The 16,832-nt window shown below is 65.5% G+C and carries 15 protein-coding genes; 9 read left to right on the top strand and 6 right to left on the bottom strand.

Annotated elements, in window-relative coordinates; genetic code table 11:
• Nucleotides 1–70 precede the first annotated feature (70 nt).
• From ACVILH_RS30080 to ACVILH_RS30060, 5 genes are all read left to right on the top strand, one after another.
• Nucleotides 71–1,315 carry an ABC transporter substrate-binding protein gene (locus ACVILH_RS30080; RefSeq protein WP_456716130.1) on the top strand — a complete coding sequence of 415 codons (1,245 nt, stop codon included), beginning with the start codon at nt 71–73 and terminating at the stop codon, nt 1,313–1,315.
• 193 nt (nt 1,316–1,508) lie between these two features.
• Complete coding sequence (locus tag ACVILH_RS30075) at nt 1,509–2,387, top strand: ABC transporter permease subunit (RefSeq protein ID WP_434862046.1); 879 nt, start codon at nt 1,509–1,511, stop codon at nt 2,385–2,387.
• Nucleotides 2,387–3,391 carry a branched-chain amino acid ABC transporter permease gene (locus tag ACVILH_RS30070; RefSeq protein WP_456716129.1) on the top strand — a complete coding sequence of 335 codons (1,005 nt, stop codon included), beginning with the start codon at nt 2,387–2,389 and terminating at the stop codon, nt 3,389–3,391. The genes ACVILH_RS30075 and ACVILH_RS30070 overlap by 1 nt, the downstream gene beginning before the upstream one ends.
• Nucleotides 3,388–4,119 carry an ABC transporter ATP-binding protein gene (locus ACVILH_RS30065; RefSeq protein ID WP_456716128.1) on the top strand — a complete coding sequence of 244 codons (732 nt, stop codon included), beginning with the start codon at nt 3,388–3,390 and terminating at the stop codon, nt 4,117–4,119. The genes ACVILH_RS30070 and ACVILH_RS30065 overlap by 4 nt, the downstream gene beginning before the upstream one ends.
• Nucleotides 4,103–4,807, top strand: coding sequence for an ABC transporter ATP-binding protein (locus ACVILH_RS30060; protein WP_456716127.1), 705 nt, complete (start codon nt 4,103–4,105; stop codon nt 4,805–4,807). The genes ACVILH_RS30065 and ACVILH_RS30060 overlap by 17 nt, the downstream gene beginning before the upstream one ends.
• Before the next feature lie 419 nt (nt 4,808–5,226).
• Here the strand turns inward: ACVILH_RS30060 and ACVILH_RS30055 are convergent, their stop codons facing one another.
• The 6 genes from ACVILH_RS30055 to otnC form a co-directional block, all read right to left on the bottom strand.
• Nucleotides 5,227–6,129: an ABC transporter permease gene (locus tag ACVILH_RS30055; RefSeq protein WP_456716126.1), complete on the bottom strand. Its 903-nt coding sequence runs from the start codon at nt 6,127–6,129 to the stop codon at nt 5,227–5,229.
• A 4-nt stretch (nt 6,130–6,133) separates the two neighbouring features.
• Nucleotides 6,134–7,069: an ABC transporter permease gene (locus ACVILH_RS30050; RefSeq protein WP_456716125.1), complete on the bottom strand. Its 936-nt coding sequence runs from the start codon at nt 7,067–7,069 to the stop codon at nt 6,134–6,136.
• A 91-nt stretch (nt 7,070–7,160) separates the two neighbouring features.
• Nucleotides 7,161–8,450 carry an ABC transporter substrate-binding protein gene (locus tag ACVILH_RS30045; protein WP_456716124.1) on the bottom strand — a complete coding sequence of 430 codons (1,290 nt, stop codon included), beginning with the start codon at nt 8,448–8,450 and terminating at the stop codon, nt 7,161–7,163.
• Between the two features lie 36 nt (nt 8,451–8,486).
• Nucleotides 8,487–9,524, bottom strand: a complete 1,038-nt coding sequence (locus tag ACVILH_RS30040; RefSeq protein ID WP_456716123.1) for an ABC transporter ATP-binding protein — start codon at nt 9,522–9,524, stop codon at nt 8,487–8,489.
• Between the two features lie 794 nt (nt 9,525–10,318).
• The gene (locus ACVILH_RS30035; RefSeq protein WP_456716122.1) at nt 10,319–10,531 is read right to left on the bottom strand and encodes a hypothetical protein; all 213 of its coding nucleotides are present in this window, start codon (nt 10,529–10,531) and stop codon (nt 10,319–10,321) included.
• 21 nt (nt 10,532–10,552) lie between these two features.
• Entirely contained in the window at nt 10,553–11,215 is a 663-nt protein-coding gene (otnC, locus tag ACVILH_RS30030) for a 3-oxo-tetronate 4-phosphate decarboxylase (protein ID WP_456716121.1), read from the bottom strand.
• A 130-nt stretch (nt 11,216–11,345) separates the two neighbouring features.
• On the opposite strand from otnC, the gene ltnD reads away from it, so the two are divergent.
• The 4 genes from ltnD (at nt 11,346) to ACVILH_RS30010 (ending at nt 16,638) form a co-directional block, all read left to right on the top strand.
• Nucleotides 11,346–12,260 carry an L-threonate dehydrogenase gene (ltnD, locus tag ACVILH_RS30025; RefSeq protein ID WP_456716120.1) on the top strand — a complete coding sequence of 305 codons (915 nt, stop codon included), beginning with the start codon at nt 11,346–11,348 and terminating at the stop codon, nt 12,258–12,260.
• Between the two features lie 20 nt (nt 12,261–12,280).
• Entirely contained in the window at nt 12,281–13,063 is a 783-nt protein-coding gene (otnI, locus tag ACVILH_RS30020) for a 2-oxo-tetronate isomerase (protein WP_456716119.1), read from the top strand.
• Nucleotides 13,060–14,337: a 3-oxo-tetronate kinase gene (otnK, locus tag ACVILH_RS30015; RefSeq protein ID WP_456716118.1), complete on the top strand. Its 1,278-nt coding sequence runs from the start codon at nt 13,060–13,062 to the stop codon at nt 14,335–14,337. Before otnI ends, otnK begins: the two co-directional genes overlap by 4 nt.
• Nucleotides 14,338–14,610: 273 nt before the next feature.
• Nucleotides 14,611–16,638, top strand: a complete 2,028-nt coding sequence (locus ACVILH_RS30010) for a methyl-accepting chemotaxis protein (protein WP_456716117.1) — start codon at nt 14,611–14,613, stop codon at nt 16,636–16,638.
• Nucleotides 16,639–16,832 lie beyond the last annotated feature (194 nt).

Genomic DNA, 16,832 nt, shown 5'->3' with positions numbered 1-16,832 from the left:
TGCTGCTAATTGAGCCTTTACCGCCGACTTCATCCGCTTCATCGATGCGCTTTCATCAGAGGATCTCGTCATGACCATTACGCGCCGTCACGTCCTGCTTGGAGCCACCGCTGCCGCCGCCTTGGGGCCAATCGCCGCCCGCGCGCAGACCTCCGAGGTGAAGATCGGCATCATCTATCCGTTCTCCGGCGCCAGTGCACAGATCGGCGTCGACGCGCAGCGCGCGTTCGAGACCGCGGCCGAGATCATCAACGGCAAATATGATTTCGATATTCCGCTCGCCCGCACCGAGGGCCTGCCCGGCCTCGGCGGCGCCAAGATCAAGCTGGTGTTCGCCGATCACCAGGCCGATCCGCAGAAGGGCCGCGCCGAAGCCGAGCGCCTGATCACGCAGGAAAAGGTCGCCGCCGTCATCGGCTCCTATCAGAGCGCGGTTGCGGTCACCGCGAGCCAGATCTGCGAGCGCTACCAGATCCCGTATCTGTCGGCGGACAACTCCTCGCCGAGCCTGCATCGCCGCGGCCTGAAGTATTATTTCCGCGCCGCGCCCCATGACGAGATGTTCTCGCAGGCGATGTTCGACTTCTTCGACGCGATGAAGAAGAAGGGCACCAAGATCGAGACGCTCGCGCTGTTCCACGAGGACACCATCTTCGGCACCGATTCGAGCAACGCCCAGCTCAAGCTTGCGCAAGAGCGCGGCTACAAGGTCGTCGCCGACATCAAGTACCGCGCCAACTCGCCGTCGCTGTCGGCCGAGGTGCAGCAGCTCAAGGCGGCCAATGCCGACGTGCTGATGCCGTCGAGCTACACCACGGACGGCATCCTCCTGGTCAAGACCATGGCCGAGCTCGGCTACAAGCCGAACGCGATCGTCGCGCAGGACGCCGGCTTCTCCGAGAAGGCGCTGTATGACGCCGTTGGCGATAAGCTCGAAGGCGTGATCTCGCGCGGCTCGTTCTCGCTCGATCTCGCCGCCAAGCGGCCGATGGTCGGCAAGGTCAACGACATGTTCAAGGCCAAGTCGGGCAAGGACCTCAACGACTTCTCGTCGCGCCAGTTCATGGGCCTGATCGTGATGGCGGATGCCATCAACCGCGCCAAGTCCACCGACGGCGAGAAGATCCGCGACGCGCTCGCCGCGACCGACATGCCGGGCGATCAGACCATCATGCCGTGGAAGCGGGTGAAGTTCGACGAGAACGGCCAGAACAACGACGCCGACCCGGTGCTGCTGCAATATGTCGGCGGCAAGTTCGTCACGATCTTCCCGACCCAGGCCGCGGTCGCCGAAGCCAGCTGGCCGATGAAGTAACTTTCTCGGATGTCGTCCCGGGCAAGCCGCGACGCGCGCCAGGGCGTGGCGGCGCCGACCCGGGACCCATACGCCGAGGCCGTGGTTGGACGATGACTGGTTGTCGTCGTGCCCCACACAAACATTCGTGGTTATGGGTCCTGGCGTTCGCCAGGACGACACCCCGAGTCACATCGAGAGTGGGGCAAGATCTGTGACAGCAGAAACAATCATCCAAAGTCTCGCCAGCGGCCTGTTGATGGGCCTGCTCTACGGCCTGATCGCCGTAGGGCTGGCGCTCATCTTCGGCCTGATGGACGTCGTGAACTTCGCCCATGGCGAGTTCCTGATGATCGCTATGTACGCGACCTTCTTCCTGTTCGCCTATTTCGCGCTCGACCCATTGCTGTCGGCTCCGATCGTCGCGGCGGGATTGTTCGTCTTCGGCGCCGTCGTGTATCTCTTGATCGTGAGATTTGCCGTCCGCGCCAAGGCCAACACCGGCATGGTGCAGATCTTCTCGACCTTTGGTCTCGCGGTGCTGATGCGCGGCGTCGCGCAGTATTTCTTTACGCCTGACTATCGCAGCATTCCGCACTCCTATCTGGGCGGCAAGACGATCTCGATCGCCGGCATCTACCTGCCGCAGCCGCAACTGGTCGGCGCGCTCATCGCGATCGCGGCCTTTGCCGGGCTGTACTTCTTCATCCACCGTACCGATTTCGGCCGCGCGCTGGAGGCGACGCGTGAGGATGCCGGGGCGGTGGCGCTGGTCGGCATCGACAAGAACAAGGTGTTCGCGCTCGGCTGGGGTCTCGGCGCGGCCCTGGTCGGCCTCGCCGGCGCGGTCATGGCGATCTTCTTCTACGTCTTCCCCGATGTCGGCGCGTCGTTCGCGACCATCGCCTATGTCACGGTGGCGCTCGGCGGCTTCGGCAGCGTGTTCGGCGCCTTCGCCGGCGGCATCGTCGTCGGCCTCGTCGAGGCCATCACGACCTTGATTCTGCCGCCGTCGCTGAAGACCGTCGGCATCTACGGCGTCTATCTCCTCGTCGTCTTCGTCCGCCCGCGCGGCCTGTTCGGATCGATCTGATGGACAAGGCATTCATTCAACGTCGCCGGCGCGACCTCATCCTCGCCGCGTTTCTGACCGCGGTCGCCGCAGCCGTGCCGTTCTTCGTCAAGGACGTCTACGTCCAGAACATCATGGTGCTGACCCTGATGTATGCGGCGCTGTCGCAGAGCTGGAATATCCTGTCCGGCTATTGCGGCCAGATCTCGCTCGGGCACGCGCTGTATTTCGGCCTCGGCGCCTACACCACCGCGATCCTGTTCACCAAGTTCGGCGTGCTGCCGTGGTTCGGCATGCTCGCCGGCGGCCTGATCTCCGCAGTCATCGCGATGGCGCTGGGCTATCCGTGTTTCCGGCTCGGCGGCCATTACTTCGTCATCGCCACCATCGTCATCGCCGAGATCACGCTGCTCTTGTTCCAGAACTGGGACTTCGCAGGGGCCGCGCTCGGCATCGACATCCCGGTGCGGCGCGACTCCTGGCTGACGTTCCAGTTCACCCGCTCGAAGCTGCCATACTTCTACTTTGCGTTGGCGCTCGCCTGCGTCGCCTGGTTCGTCACCTGGTGGCTGGAGGATTCCAAATGGGGCTACTGGTGGCGCGCGGTGAAGGACAATCCGCTCGCGGCCGAGAGCCTCGGCGTCGACGTGTTCAACTCCAAGATGGGCGCGGCGGCCGTCTCCGCCTTCCTGGTCGCGATCGGCGGCAGCTTCTATGCCCAGTTCGTCTCCTACATCGACCCCGAGAGCGTGATGGGCTTCCAGTTCTCGCTGCTGATGGCGCTGCCGGCCGTGCTCGGCGGCATCGGCACCCTGTGGGGTCCGATGCTCGGCGCGGTCATCCTGATCCCGCTGACCGAACTGACGCGCTCCTATATTGGCGGCTCCGGCCGCGGCGTCGACCTGATCGTCTATGGCGGCCTGATCATCGCGATCTCGCTGGCACGGCCGCAAGGGCTCGTCAGCCTGTTCTCCCGCAAGCCGAAGCCGGCGGCGCAGCCGGCGCGAGAGGCGGTGGCGTCATGACCGCGTTGTTGGAAACCCGCAACATCACCCAGCGCTTCTCGGGCCTGACGGCGAACTCCGACGTCTCGATCTCGGTCGGGCGCGGCGAGATCGTCGGCCTGATCGGGCCGAACGGCGCCGGCAAGTCGACCCTGTTCAACCTGATCGCCGGCGCGTTCAAGCCGACCGAAGGCACGATCCTGTTTGACGGCGAGGACGTCACCGCGCTGCCGGCGGCCGAGCGCTGCCAGCGCGGCATCGGCCGCACCTTCCAGGTCGTGAAGAGTTTCGAGAGCATGACGGTGATCGAAAACGTCATCGTCGGCTCGCTGGTGCGCACGACCAACATGCGCGACGCCCGCCGCAAGGCGCACGAGGTGCTGGCGTTCTGCGGGCTCGATGCCCGTGCCGACGTGCTGGCGAGCGATCTGGTGCCGTCCGAGAAGCGCCGGCTCGAGGTGGCGCGCGCGCTTGCGACCGAGCCGAAGCTGCTGCTGCTCGACGAGGTGCTGACCGGCCTCACGCCGGTCGAATCGCAGAAGGGTGTCGAGCTCGTGCGCCGCGTGCGCGACACCGGCATTACGGTGCTGATGGTCGAGCACGTCATGGAGATCGTGATGCCGCTGGTCGACCGCGCCATCGTGCTCGATCTCGGCAAGGTGCTGATCGAAGGCAAGCCCACCGATGTCGTCCGCGATCCCAAAGTCATTTCCGCCTATCTCGGAGACCGCCATGCTGTCGGTGCGTGACGTCACCACCGCCTATCAGGGCCTGGTTGCGATCTCGAACGTCTCTGTTGACGTCGAGAAGGGAGAGATCGTCTGTGTCGCCGGCGCCAATGGCGCGGGCAAGTCGACCTTGTTGAAATCGATCGCCGGGGCCGAGCGGCCGCGCGCGGGCAGCGTCACGTTCGACGGCAACCGCATCGACGGCATGGCGCAGCACCTGATCACGGCACGCGGCATCGCCTATGTGCCGGAGAACCGCCGGCTGTTTCCGCGGCTTTCGGTGCGCGACAACTTAAGGCTCGGCAGCTATCTCTATCGCAGCGAAGCCAATCGCGAGGAGCCGCTCGACTTCGTGTTCAAGCTGTTCCCGCGTCTGTCGGAGCGGCTCGAGCAGCGCGCCGAGACCTTGTCCGGCGGCGAGCAGCAGATGCTGGCGATCGGCCGCGCGCTGATGACCCGGCCGCGCCTCCTGATGCTCGACGAGCCGTCACAGGGCATCATGCCGAAGCTGGTGGATGAGATCTTCCAGGCGGTGAAGAAAATCCGCGACGCCGGCATGACCGTGCTGATCGTCGAGCAGCGCATGGCGGAGTGCCTGGAGATTGCGGATCGTGCGTACATCCTGCAGACGGGGCGCGTGCTGATGCAAGGTACGGCCGCGGAGATCAGCGGCAACAAGGATGTAAGGAAGGCGTATCTGGGGCTGTGAGGCGATGACCTCGTAGGGTGGGCAAAGCGTCGCCGTCAGGCGTCGCGTGCCCACCGCCAGTGCCGGCGAGTGCGGCCGGTGGGCACGGCGCGCGAAGCAATCATTTCCACGATGAAGAGTAGGGCGCTCCTTTGCCCACCCTACGGACCTATTAGCGCATCCACGCGGTGCCCAATATAGTGCCCTCGCCCCTTGTGGGAGAGGGCATGTACGGCCTATCCGCGTACGCGGTTGGGTGAGGGGTTCTCTCGGCAAGCCCGACTTGTTGAGGCAGACCCCTCACCCAACCGAGTTTGCTACGCTGTCATACATGCCCTCTCCCACAAGGGGCGAGGGCGCATTCATGAGCACCGCGCTTGCTGCTTATCCTTAACAGTTGTGCCGACGAGCTGTATCACGACGGCTCCCCAGCTAAGCAACTACACCATCCCCTTGCCGGCATCCGAGCCCTGCCGCCGCTGGCGTGCCTGCAGCACCAGGATCACCGACAGCGCGGCGAAGATCACAACGAACGACACCGCCGAGGTCAGCGTGCCCAGCGCGTAGATGTCGGGCTTGGTCACCGTCGTCGTCAGCCCCTGCAACTCCAGCGGCAGCGTGTTCACCGAGCCGATGGCCTGGCTGGAGCGCGCCAGTTCATCCCAGGACAGCGTGAAGCCGAACAGGCCGATGCCGACCACGGACGGCAGGATGATCGGCAGCACGACGTGGCGGAAGGTCTGCCAGGGGGTGGCGCCGAGGTCGCGGGCGGCTTCTTCGAGGCGGCCGTCGAAGCGGTTGAAGATCGCGAACATGATGAGGAGGCCGAACGGCAAGGTCCAGGTCAGGTGCGCCCCTAAGCCGGAGGTGAACAGGCCCATCGCGGTGGTATGGCCCTCGGCCAGCCAGCCGAGGCCGTAGTCAGCCGCATGCTTGTTGATGAAATCGTCGATCAGGCGGAATTCCAAGGCGATGCCGAGCGAGGTGATGATCGAGGGCATGATCAGGCTGGCAATCGCGGTGTAGAACAGGACCGAGGCGCCGCGGAACGGCTTGCGGAACGCCATGCCCGCGGCGACCGACAGCACCACGGTGATCACCATCACCACGAGGCCGAGCGCCAGCGAGCGCTTGAAGGCGGCGCCGATGTCGACGATGCCGCCGCCGGAAAACACCTTTCCGAACCAGGTCAGGGAGACGCCGTTCATCGGGAACGTCAGACCGCCGTCGGGGCCCTGGAACGACAGGATGTAGATCGCGATCATCGGGCCGTACAGGAATAGCACATAGGCCGCGAAGAACAGCGCGAGGATGTAGAAGGAGCGGGGGCGCTTGTCTCCCATCTCTTTAGAGCTCCTTGCGCACGTCGACGATCCGCGTCAGCGCGGAGATGATGATGATGGTGATGCCGAGCAGGATCACGGCGTTGGCCGCGGCGGCGGGGAACTGCAGCGCCGAGAGGCGCGCCTCGATGATCTTGCCGGCGGAGGCGATCTGCTGGCCGCCCATCACGCCGATGGTGACGAAGTCGCCCATCACGATGGTGATGACGAAGATCGAGCCGATCACGATGCCAGGCTTCGACAAGGGAATGACGATGTTGACCAGCGTCTGCCAGCCCGACGCGCCGGCGTCATAGGCGGCCTCGATCAGTCGCTTGTCGATGCGGATCATGGAATTGAAGATCGGCACCACCATGAAGAAGGTGAACAGGTGCACCAGCGCCAGCACCACCGAGAATTCGGAGAACAGCAGCCATTCGATCGGCTTGTTGATGAAGCCCGCGCCGACCAGCCCCTGGTTGACGAGGCCGTTGCGGCCGAGCAGCGGGATCCAGGCGATCATGCGGATCACGTTGGAGGTCCAGAACGGGATCGTGCACAACAGCGACAGCACGATCTGCCAGGTCTTGCTGCGGACGTGGAAGGCGAGGAAGTAGGCGACCCAGAAGCCGATCATCAAGGTCAGGGCCCAGGTCAGCAGGCACAGCTTCAGCGTCTTGAGATAGGTCTTCAGGATGGTGCACAGCTCGGGCAGGTTGGCGACGCAGCCTTCGAACGTGTCGGTGTAGCCGCGGAAGCTGAGCGCCGGGATCATCTCATATTCGTTGTAGTCCCAGACGCTGACGATCACGACCAGCACGAGCGGCAGCAGGAAGAACAGCGCGAACACCAGCGACATCGGCCCGGCCTGCAGCCAGGCGATCGAGCGCATGGTCATCTTGCGGAGCGTGCCTTGCGCTGGCGCCACGGTGTCGGGCGAATTGTCGATCGTCACGGCCACGGAAAATACCTGTCGTCCGGTCGCGGAGGATACGGCTGAGAAGAGCTGCCGCGCCCAGGGCGTCGCGGGCGCGGCAGCAATGGCGGTCACATCAAGCGGCGATGAACTCGTTCCACTTGCGGACCATGTAGTCGTTCTCGTCCATCACGGCGTTCCAGCACACGACGCCGCCCATGCGGTCATCATAGGAGCCGCCGTCGCGCACCGCGCCGGCCTTCTCCATCAGGGTGCCGTCCGGCGCCTTGATGTCGCTCTTCGCCGGCTTGCCTTCCATCCAGTAGCCCCACTCGTCCTCGGTCATGTTGGCCTTGGCGGTGGAGAGCACGGCCGAGTAGTAGCCCTGGCGGTTGAGATAGGCGCCGGCCCAGCCGGACAGGTACCAGTTGACGAACTCATAGGCCCAGTCGAGCTTCGGCCCGCCGGCGACCGCCTTCGAGACGCAGAAGCCGGAGGCCCAGGAGCGGTAGCCTTCCTTCAGCGGCTGGAAGGTGCAGGCGATGCCCATCGAGCGCACCTTGGTGACGGCCGGCGACCACATCGACTGGATCACCGTCTCGCCCGAAGCCATCAGGTTGACGGACTCGTTGAAGTCCTTCCAGAAGGCGCGGAACTGGCCGGCCTTCTTGGCTTCGGTCAGCACCTTCATCGTCAGGTCGATCTCGGCCTTGGTCATGTTGCCCTTGTCGGCATATTTGTACTGGCCGGTCGCCTCGACGACGAGGGCGGCGTCCATGATGCCGATCGAGGGGATGTTGAGGATCGAGGCCTTGCCCTTGAACTCGGGATTGAGCAGCTCGGCCCAGGAGTTGATCGGGCGCTTGATCAGGTCGGGGCGGATGCCCAGCGTGTCGGCGTTGTACACGGTCGGGATCAGCGTGACGTACTCGGTGGGGGTCGCCGAGAAGGTCTTGGAGTTCGGGCCGTCGAGATACAGCACCTTCCACGGCGCGGTGCCCTGGCCGCCGATCTTCTTGCCGTTCGGCAGCTCGCCCTTGGTGAACACGGGCGTGATGTTGTCGAATTCCTTGATCTTGCGCGCGTCGAGCGGGAAGATGTTGCCCGACGGCACCAGCTTCTTCAGCGAGAAATATTCGGTGTCGAGCACGTCGAAGGAGTTCGGCTGGGTGATGACGCGCTTGGTGACGTCGTCGGTCGTTGCCGTGATGTACTCGATCTTGATGCCGGTGTCGGCGAGGCACTTCTTCGAGATCTCGTCGCCCTCGTTCACGGCGGTGCCGAGATAGCGCAGCACCTTCGGGTCGGCGGCGTGGACGTAGGGCGCGCTGAGCAGCGTGCCCGTACCGGCAAGACCGGCAACGCCGGCCGCGCCCTTGAGCAGCGAGCGGCGGCTGATGGATGTCTTTTTCGATCGATCAGTCATGATCATCTCCTTGGGATTAAAAACGAGAAGGCGAAATCAGGCCACGAGCTCTGCGGCCGGCGCGACAGCAGCAGCAGGGCGGGGCGTCAGGGCATCGGCGAGCGCCGGATTCCAGGTCACGGTGACGCGCTCGCCGATCACGTGGGTCTCCGCGTCGAACTGGTCGTCGCTGAGCTGGGCCGAGATCTCCGGGCCGCCGTCGGTCGCGACCGCGATCAGCACATAAGTGCCCTGATATTCGATCTTGCTGATCGTGCCGGGCACCGCGGGGCCATCGATCGCCGCGCTCGGCGCCTTCAGCTGGATGCGGTCGACACGAACAGCAAACGTCTCGCCCTTGAGCGGGATGACATTGTGGCCGCCGATGAAGCGGGCGGCGAATTCCGTGCGCGGGTGATTGAAGATCTCGCGCGGGCTGCCCTGCTGCTCGATCTTGCCGCCATTCATCAGCACCACGAGATCGGACAGCGCCATCGCCTCGTCCTGGCCATGGGTGACGTGGATGAAGGTGAGGCCGAGTTCGCGCTGCAGCCGCTTCAGCTCGGCACGCATGCGCAGCCGCAGGAACGGATCGAGCGCCGACAGCGGCTCGTCGAGCAAGAGAATTTGCGGCGAGGTGATCAGCGCGCGCGCCAGCGCCACGCGCTGCTGCTGGCCGCCGGAGAGCTGTGCGGGAAGTCGGGCTGCATAGCTCTGCATGTCCACGAGCTCGAGTAGCTCGCGGGCTTTCGCGTGGCGTTCGGGCTTGGACACGCCCTTCATCTTCAGCGCGAAGGCGACGTTGTCGATGACGGAGAGATGCGGAAACAGCGCGTAGGACTGGAACATCATCGCGGTGCCGCGCCCTGCGGGCGGCAGCTCGGTGACGTTCTTGGCGCCGACGATGATGTCGCCCGACGTAGCCGATTCATGGCCTGCGATCATGCGCAGGGTCGAGGTCTTGCCGCAGCCGGACGGGCCGAGCAGGCAGCAATAGGAGCCGGCGGGAATCCGCAGGTCGATCGCATCGACGGCGGTGACGTGACCGTACATCTTCGTCACCTTCACCAGTTCCAAGCTCGCGCCCGCCGCCATCCGCCCTCCACATCTTCTCAAATCAATCGCGACAGCCGGGCACGACTTATCGTTCGCACGTTCGGGCGCCCGGCTCCCGACCTGCGTGGTGTCTGCAACGGATATGCCAATGACCGGCAGCCGGATTGCCACGTGCATAAGGAGCGCGCGCTGCAGGTGACGCGTATGCAATGCACGGGCGGACGACGCGCACACCGGCTATGGCCAGGCCATAAACCGGGAAAACAGCGGCAACCACGGCGTTGTGGAGGCACTTTGCCTGTTCCTGTCTGTGCGCCGAACGTGTGATGCGAAATCCGCTGCAATCGACGGTAGAGGCCGCGGACGCGGTGATGGGTCACATCGGCCCCAGCCTGCCTATCGATCGAGCGGCCGCTGACAGCCTGCGCAGCCAAGTTCTGCCTCAATATTAGGCATCAAACCCAATCGGAGGCAAGGCGAACTGGCGAGTGACGTCGCGTCCCACGGCCGTCCTGTAGTCTGAGTGATGACTCATGAGCCGAGGCGCCGCTCTGCGGGACCTTCGTCCCCCATGATGACGACGGCAGACGCCGCGATCTCGGTCTCACCCTCCCCTGGAGGGGGAGGGTCGATCGCGCGCGAAGCGGGCGAGCGGGGTGGGGTGAAGCCACGGCGGCGCTGCCCGTGTGGCTCACCCCACCCCGTCTCACATTGCGCTGCGCTCCATGTGAGACGACCCTCCCCCTCCAGGGGAGGGTGACAGCGGGGCTCGCCTCCACGCTACCCGCGCGGAAGCGCAAACGCGCGCCAGGCTGCTTGATGTGACGCTTTAGCTAGCGCAACCTTGTCCCTAGCTTGGCATGCGCCGCCGCCATCAGCATGCGCTCGGCAATGCCGCGCAACTCGGCGACTCCGATCCGATCGGTCTCGGCGAAGATCTCAAAGGAATCGGTCGTGATCGGAAACCAGCGATAGAAGCGGGCCTCCTCAAACAGCACGCGGGCGGCGGCTTCGATCTCGGCGGGCGAAGGTGCAGGGTACTGCATGCGCGTCGGCCGCCGGTTCGATCAGTGCTGATGGTCGTGATCGGGTAAGGTCAGGCCGAACACCTTGACGAGATCGGCGACCTGCTGCGGCGACAGTTGCCGCGGGTTGAGCCCGCGCAGCAGCAGATAGAGCTTGGCCGTTTCCTCCAACTCCTCCATCGCGAACACCGCCGCCTCCAGCGTGTCGCCGGACACGACGGGACCGTGATTGGCGAGCAGCACGGAGGCGTATTTGCCGGCGAGACCCTTGATGGCGTCGGCCACGGCGGGATCGCCAGGCCGATGATAGGGCACCAGAGCGGTCTGACCGCAGCGCATCAAATAATATGGCGTCAGCGGCGGCAGCGCGGCACGCGGATCGATCTCCGGCAACATCGAGAGCGCGACCGAATGCGTGGAGTGAAGATGCACCACGGCACGGGCCGCATCGCGGGTCTGGTACAGCGCCATATGTAGCGGCACCTCCTTGGTCGGCGCGTCGCCGGAGACTAGCTTGCCCGAGGCATCGAGACGCGACAGCTTGGCCGGATCGAGGAAGCCCAGCGAGGCATTGGTCGGCGTCACTAGCCAGCCGCCATCGTCGAGCCGCACGCTGATGTTGCCGGACGAGCCCGGCGTCAGCCCGCGCTCGAACAGCGAGCGGCCGAACCGGCAGATGGCCTCGCGAATCGCAATGTCCGCCACGGCTGGTGTCCTCGATCGTTCCTCGTTTTCCGCTTTGTCTCACGCTTTGGCAACGCGGCCAAGCCGTGTTACCCAAGGTCCAGTCCGGGCCAATCGGACATCACCAGGAAACGCTTCGAGGATTTGCCGCATGCCGCAGCCATCGCAATTGAACGTCGCCGTGATTGGACTCGGCTCCATGGGCTATGGCATGGCCACGTCGCTCAAGCGCGCGGGCTTCACGGTGACTGGATGCGACGTCTCGGCGGATGCGGTGGCGCGGTTCGTTGCTGACGGCGGCAAGGGGGCGAAGAGCCCGGCTGAGGCGGCCGCGGGGGCCGACATCGTCGTCAGCGTCGTTGTCAATGCGGCGCAGACCGAAGCCATCCTGTTCAGCGCAGGCGGTGCTGCCGAGACCATGCCGAAGGAGGCCGTGTTCGTCTCCTCCGCGACCATGGACCCTGATGTCGCGCGGCGCCTCGCCAAGCAGCTCGAAGCGACAGGACGGCATTATCTCGACGCGCCGATCTCCGGCGGCGCGCAGCGGGCGGCACAGGGCGAGCTGACCATCCTTGCCTCAGGCAGCGCGGCGGCGTTCGCCAAGGCGCGTCCGGCGCTCGATGCGATGGCCGCCAAGCTGTATGAGCTCGGCGATGCCGCGGGGCAGGGCGCCGCCTTCAAGATGATCAACCAGCTGCTCGCCGGTGTGCACATCGCCGCCGCCAGCGAGGCGATCGCGTTTGCCGCCAAGCAGGGGCTCGATATCAGGAAGGTCTATGAGGTCATCACGGCCTCGGCCGGCAATTCCTGGATGTTCGAGAACCGCATGCCGCACGTGCTCGACGGCGACTACACGCCGCGCAGCGCCGTCGAGATCTTCGTCAAGGACCTCGGCATCATCCAGGACATGGCGCGCAATCACCGTTTCCCGGTGCCGGTCTCGGCCGCCGCGCTGCAGATGTTCCTGATGACGGCGGCCGCCGGCATGGGCCGCGACGACGACGCCTCGGTGGCGCGGATGTACGCGCAGGTCACCGGCACCACGCTGCCGGGCTCATCTAAATAATAACAAGACACGAGCTCGCCATGCCCCGCTTCGCCGCCAACCTCTCGATGATGTTCACCGAGCATCCATTCCTCGACCGCTTCGAAGCCGCCGCCAAGGCCGGCTTCACCGCGGTCGAATTCCTGTTTCCCTATGATCATCCGGTCGAGGAGGTCGGCAAACGGCTGCACGGCAACGGCCTGACCCAGGCGCTGTTCAATCTGCCGCCGGGCAATTGGGATGCCGGCGAGAAGGGCTTTGCGGCGCTGCCCGCGCGCTTCGACGATCTCAAGGCGAGCCTCGAGACCGCGCTGCCCTATGCAAAGGCGACCGGCGTGAAGCGGCTGCATCTGATGGCCGGCATCGCCGATCGCCGTGATGCGAAAGCCGTGGAGGCCTATTACAAATCGGTGGCCTGGGCGGCGGAGTTCTTCGCCCCGCATGGCCTCGACGTCGTGCTGGAGCCGATCAATCCGCGCAACGTGCCCGGCTACTTCCTCAACGATTTCGGCTTCGCCCGCGACCTGATCCGCGAGCTCAGGATCCCGAACCTGAAGCTGCAGTTCGACATCTATCACTGCCAGATCATCCATGGCGACGTCACGATGCGGCTGCGCGAGATGATCGACATCACCGGCCACATCCAGATCGCCAGCATCCCCTCGCGCAATGAGCCCGATGGCGAGGAGCTGAACTATCCGTTCCTGTTCGCCGAGCTCGACCGGCTCGGCTATGCCGGCTTCGTTGGCTGCGAATACAATCCGCGCGGTCGCACCGAGGACGGGCTCGGCTGGTTCGCGCCCTACAAGGGAGTGAAGCCGTGACCCTGAAGCTCGGCTGCATCGCCGACGACTACACCGGCGCCTCCGATCTCGCCAATACGCTCACCCGCGCCGGCCTGCGCACCGTGCAGACCATCGGCGTGCCGGCCTCCGATCTCGCATTGCCCGAGGTCGATGCCGTCGTGGTGTCGCTGAAGAGCCGCTCGATCGAGGCCGCGCAGGCGGTGGCCCGATCGCGCGAGGCGGACAGGTGGCTACGGGCCCGAGGTGCTGATCATGTGCTGTTCAAGATCTGCTCGACCTTCGATTCCACCGACGCCGGCAATATCGGTCCGGTGATGGACGCGCTCGCCGGCGACGCCGGTGATGGCATCGTGCTGGTGACGCCTGCGTTCCCGGAGACAAAGCGCACCGTCTATCAGGGCAACCTGTTCGTGGGCCAAGTGCCGCTCAATGAGAGCCCGCTGAAGGATCATCCGCTCAATCCGATGCATGACGCCAATCTGGTGCGCGTGCTCGGCCGGCAGAGCCGCCGCAAGATCGGCCTGGTCGATCTCGCCACCGTCGTGCACGGCCCCGAGGCGATCGGTCACCGGCTGCAGGAGTTGTCGGGGCAGGGTATCGGCGCGGCGGTCGTCGACGCCGTATTCGATGCCGATCTCACCGCGATCGGCGCGGCGGCCTTGAAGCACAAAGTCTCGGTCGGCGCGTCCGGCATCGGGCTCGGCCTGGCGCGGGCGCTGGTCGAGGCCGGCCACGTGCATGCGCATGGCCTCGGCCATCACCATGACTCGCCGGTCGGTGGCCTCGCGGCGTGCCTCGCGGGCAGCTGCTCGCAGGCGACCTTGCAGCAGATCGCGCAGGCGGAGACGATGATGCCGGTGCTGCATCTCGATGCTGCCGGCCTGGTCGCTGGTCCGGATGAGGCGCAGCGCGCGCTTGGCTGGGCGCGCGAGCGCATCGGCAAGGGGCCGGTGCTGATCGCCTCCAGCGCGACGCCTGATCAGGTCAGCGCGCTGCAGGCGAGGCACGGCCGTGAGGCGGCGGGACATGCGATCGAGCAGGCGATGGCCGATCTGGCGGAGGGATTGATCGCCGCCGGCGTCAGGCGACTGATTGTCGCGGGTGGCGAGACCTCGGGCGCCGTGGTCGATCGGCTGCGGATTCCGGGGTTCCTGGTCGGGCAGGAGATCGCGGCCGGCGTGCCGGTGCTGCGCGCGATCGGCGCTGACGCGGGCGAGATGCTGCTGGCGCTGAAGTCCGGCAATTTTGGCGGGCCGCGGTTCTTCGCCGAAGCGCTGGAGTTGATGAGTTAGCTCTGCATCGGCGGTGGCGGCTGCATCGTGCCGGATTTTGGAACGCCGGCGCCAGCGGCGATCCCGCGCTCATCATCTGCATAGTTTGTAAGCCCACAGCACGGGGCGCGGGCGCTCTCTGCTGTCATAAGCATCGGGACGCACACGGAAAATGCAGAAGTTTTTTGCGTGTAATGCACGATGACTCCCGTAAATTAACGGTCTCTACGGACCTCACCTCTATACCGCCTACACGGACCGTCGCGCGGCGCGCGTTCTTCTGTGGGTAGGGCAATGAAACTGAATCGGATCGGCTACAAACTCGGGCTCGCTGGCGCCATCGGCGCATCTCTCGCGGTCGGCATGATCGCCAACCAGATGATAGCCGAGAGAGCGGTCAACCAGGCCAACCAGCAGGCCGAGCGTGCGCGGCGGGTGGTCGAGAGCGTGTTGTCGGCGAGCGCCAACATGCAGCAGACCCAGCTCGGCGGCCGCTCGGCGCGGCTGGCGCGGTCGCAGGCCGAGGCCGAGAAGGCGGCTGCCGACATTCAGCAGTTCTCGACCGCCATGGTCACCGACATCGACGCGGCGCTCACCAATGTGTCGACGGCCGAGAACCGAACCCGGCTCACCCGGATCAAGGAGCTGATGACGAGCTATGCCGCGGGCGCGGTCGATCTCGCCGAGGCGCAAAAGGCTCTGTTGATCCAGATCGACAAGCGTAGCTCGGTCTCCAACGAATGGAGCAACGGTCTGAAGGCGCTGCTCGCCTCGCCGGCACTGCCGAACCTCGCCTTCCGCGAACGCGTCGAGCGCCAGCTTCAAACGGCCGACGCCAAGCTTAATTACATGCGCGCCCAGGCCTGGCGCTTCGGCATGACCGGCGATGCCGCGACGATCAAGACGGTCAAGCAGACGATCCCGGGCCTGAAGAGCTCGCTGACGGATGCGCGCATGCTCGCCGACGATCGCGAGGTCCAGGCCACGATCACCAAGCTCAATGGGATTGCCTCCGACTTCGTCGCCGCCAACGATGAGGTGGTGAAGATCGAGGGTATCAAGGAGGCCGTGCTGCGCGACCGCACGCTGATCTATCTCGGCGAGGCCGGCGAGCTGATGAATGCGGCGATCCAGGACGCGCGCGCGCGCAACGCCAGCGCCCGGTTCGATGCCGACCAGGTGGCGGCGCGGGCGAGCTACATCACGCTGTTCGTCGGACTTGCCGTTCTGCTGTCGGTGATCGGCTCGGTCGTGTTCTCGTTCCTCGGGATCGCGCGGCCGTTGACGCGGCTGAACGCGGCGCTCGGCGAGATGGCGCGCGGCCGTCTCGACATCGTCATTCCCGGCGCCTCGCGCGGTGACGAGATCGGTGATCTCGCCAAGACCGTGACCGTGATCCAGCGTAATGCCGAGGAGAAGGCGCGTGCCGAGGCCGGCGAGAAGAGCGCGCAGGACGCGATCGCGGCGCGACAGCGCAGGGCCGACATGCAGCGGCTCGCCGAGCAGTTCGAAGCCGCCGTCGGCGAGATCGTCAACACGGTGTCGTCGGCCTCGAGCCAGCTCGAGCAGTCGGCCACCACGCTGACCGAGGCCGCCTCGCGGTCTCAGGGACTGACGACGGCGGTGGCCGCGGCGTCCGAGGAAGCCACCACCAACGTGCAGTCGGTGGCGTCCGCGACCGAGCAGATGGCCTCGTCGGTCACCGAGATCAGCCGCCAGGTGCAGGAATCCGCGCGCATCGCCAATGATGCCGTCGGCCAGGCGCGCACCACCACTGGCCGCGTCAGCGAGCTGTCGAAGGCCGCCACCCGCATCGGCGACGTCGTCGAGCTGATCAACACCATCGCAGGCCAGACCAACCTCTTGGCGCTGAACGCCACCATCGAGGCGGCGCGCGCCGGCGATGCCGGCCGCGGCTTTGCCGTCGTCGCTTCCGAGGTCAAGGCGCTGGCGGAGCAGACGGCGAAGGCGACCGGCGAGATCGGCCAGCAGATCTCGAGCATCCAGGCGGCAACGCAGGAGTCGGTCAGCGCCATCCGGGAGATCTCCTCGACCATCGAGAAGCTGTCGGAAATCTCCTCGACCATCGCAGCCGCGGTGGAAGAGCAGGGCGCGGCGACGCAGGAAATCTCCCGCAATGTGCAGCAGGCGGCGCACGGCACCCAGCAGGTCTCGGCCAACATCATCGAGGTCGAGCGCGGCGCGGCCGAGACCGGCTCGGCCTCCTCCCAGGTGTTGTCGGCGGCGCAGGCTTTGTCGGGCGACAGCAGCCGGCTGAAGCAGGAGGTCGCGAGCTTCCTGTCGTCGGTGCGGGCGGCGTAGCTGCGATTAAGCTCACCGAACGACGAGGCACGATCTTACGAAAGGCCGGAGCGGCACCGCTCCGGCCGTTTTCTTTTGCGAGCCGTGCGCCGTCCACGCGCCCGTAGTTCTACGTCTTTCGCGTCAATGTGCCGCAGCTTGGTCGGCTCGTTGCCGTAGACGTCCGGGCCGGCCCGTTAAGGTTTCACCTACGG

Source organism: Bradyrhizobium sp. USDA 4353 (assembly GCF_054063215.1).
This window is presented reverse-complemented; position numbering and strand designations above follow the sequence as displayed.

Coding starts and splice junctions, on each gene's coding strand:
- ACVILH_RS30080 (WP_456716130.1), top strand. CDS start 71: ATGACCATTACGCGCCGTCACGTCCTGCTTGGAGCCACCGCTGCCGCC.
- ACVILH_RS30070 (WP_456716129.1), top strand. CDS start 2,387: ATGGACAAGGCATTCATTCAACGTCGCCGGCGCGACCTCATCCTCGCC.
- ACVILH_RS30065 (WP_456716128.1), top strand. CDS start 3,388: ATGACCGCGTTGTTGGAAACCCGCAACATCACCCAGCGCTTCTCGGGC.
- ACVILH_RS30060 (WP_456716127.1), top strand. CDS start 4,103: ATGCTGTCGGTGCGTGACGTCACCACCGCCTATCAGGGCCTGGTTGCG.
- ACVILH_RS30055 (WP_456716126.1), bottom strand. CDS start 6,129: ATGGGAGACAAGCGCCCCCGCTCCTTCTACATCCTCGCGCTGTTCTTC.
- ACVILH_RS30045 (WP_456716124.1), bottom strand. CDS start 8,450: ATGACTGATCGATCGAAAAAGACATCCATCAGCCGCCGCTCGCTGCTC.
- ACVILH_RS30040 (WP_456716123.1), bottom strand. CDS start 9,524: ATGGCGGCGGGCGCGAGCTTGGAACTGGTGAAGGTGACGAAGATGTAC.
- ACVILH_RS30035 (WP_456716122.1), bottom strand. CDS start 10,531: ATGCAGTACCCTGCACCTTCGCCCGCCGAGATCGAAGCCGCCGCCCGC.
- ltnD (WP_456716120.1), top strand. CDS start 11,346: ATGCCGCAGCCATCGCAATTGAACGTCGCCGTGATTGGACTCGGCTCC.
- otnI (WP_456716119.1), top strand. CDS start 12,281: ATGCCCCGCTTCGCCGCCAACCTCTCGATGATGTTCACCGAGCATCCA.
- ACVILH_RS30010 (WP_456716117.1), top strand. CDS start 14,611: ATGAAACTGAATCGGATCGGCTACAAACTCGGGCTCGCTGGCGCCATC.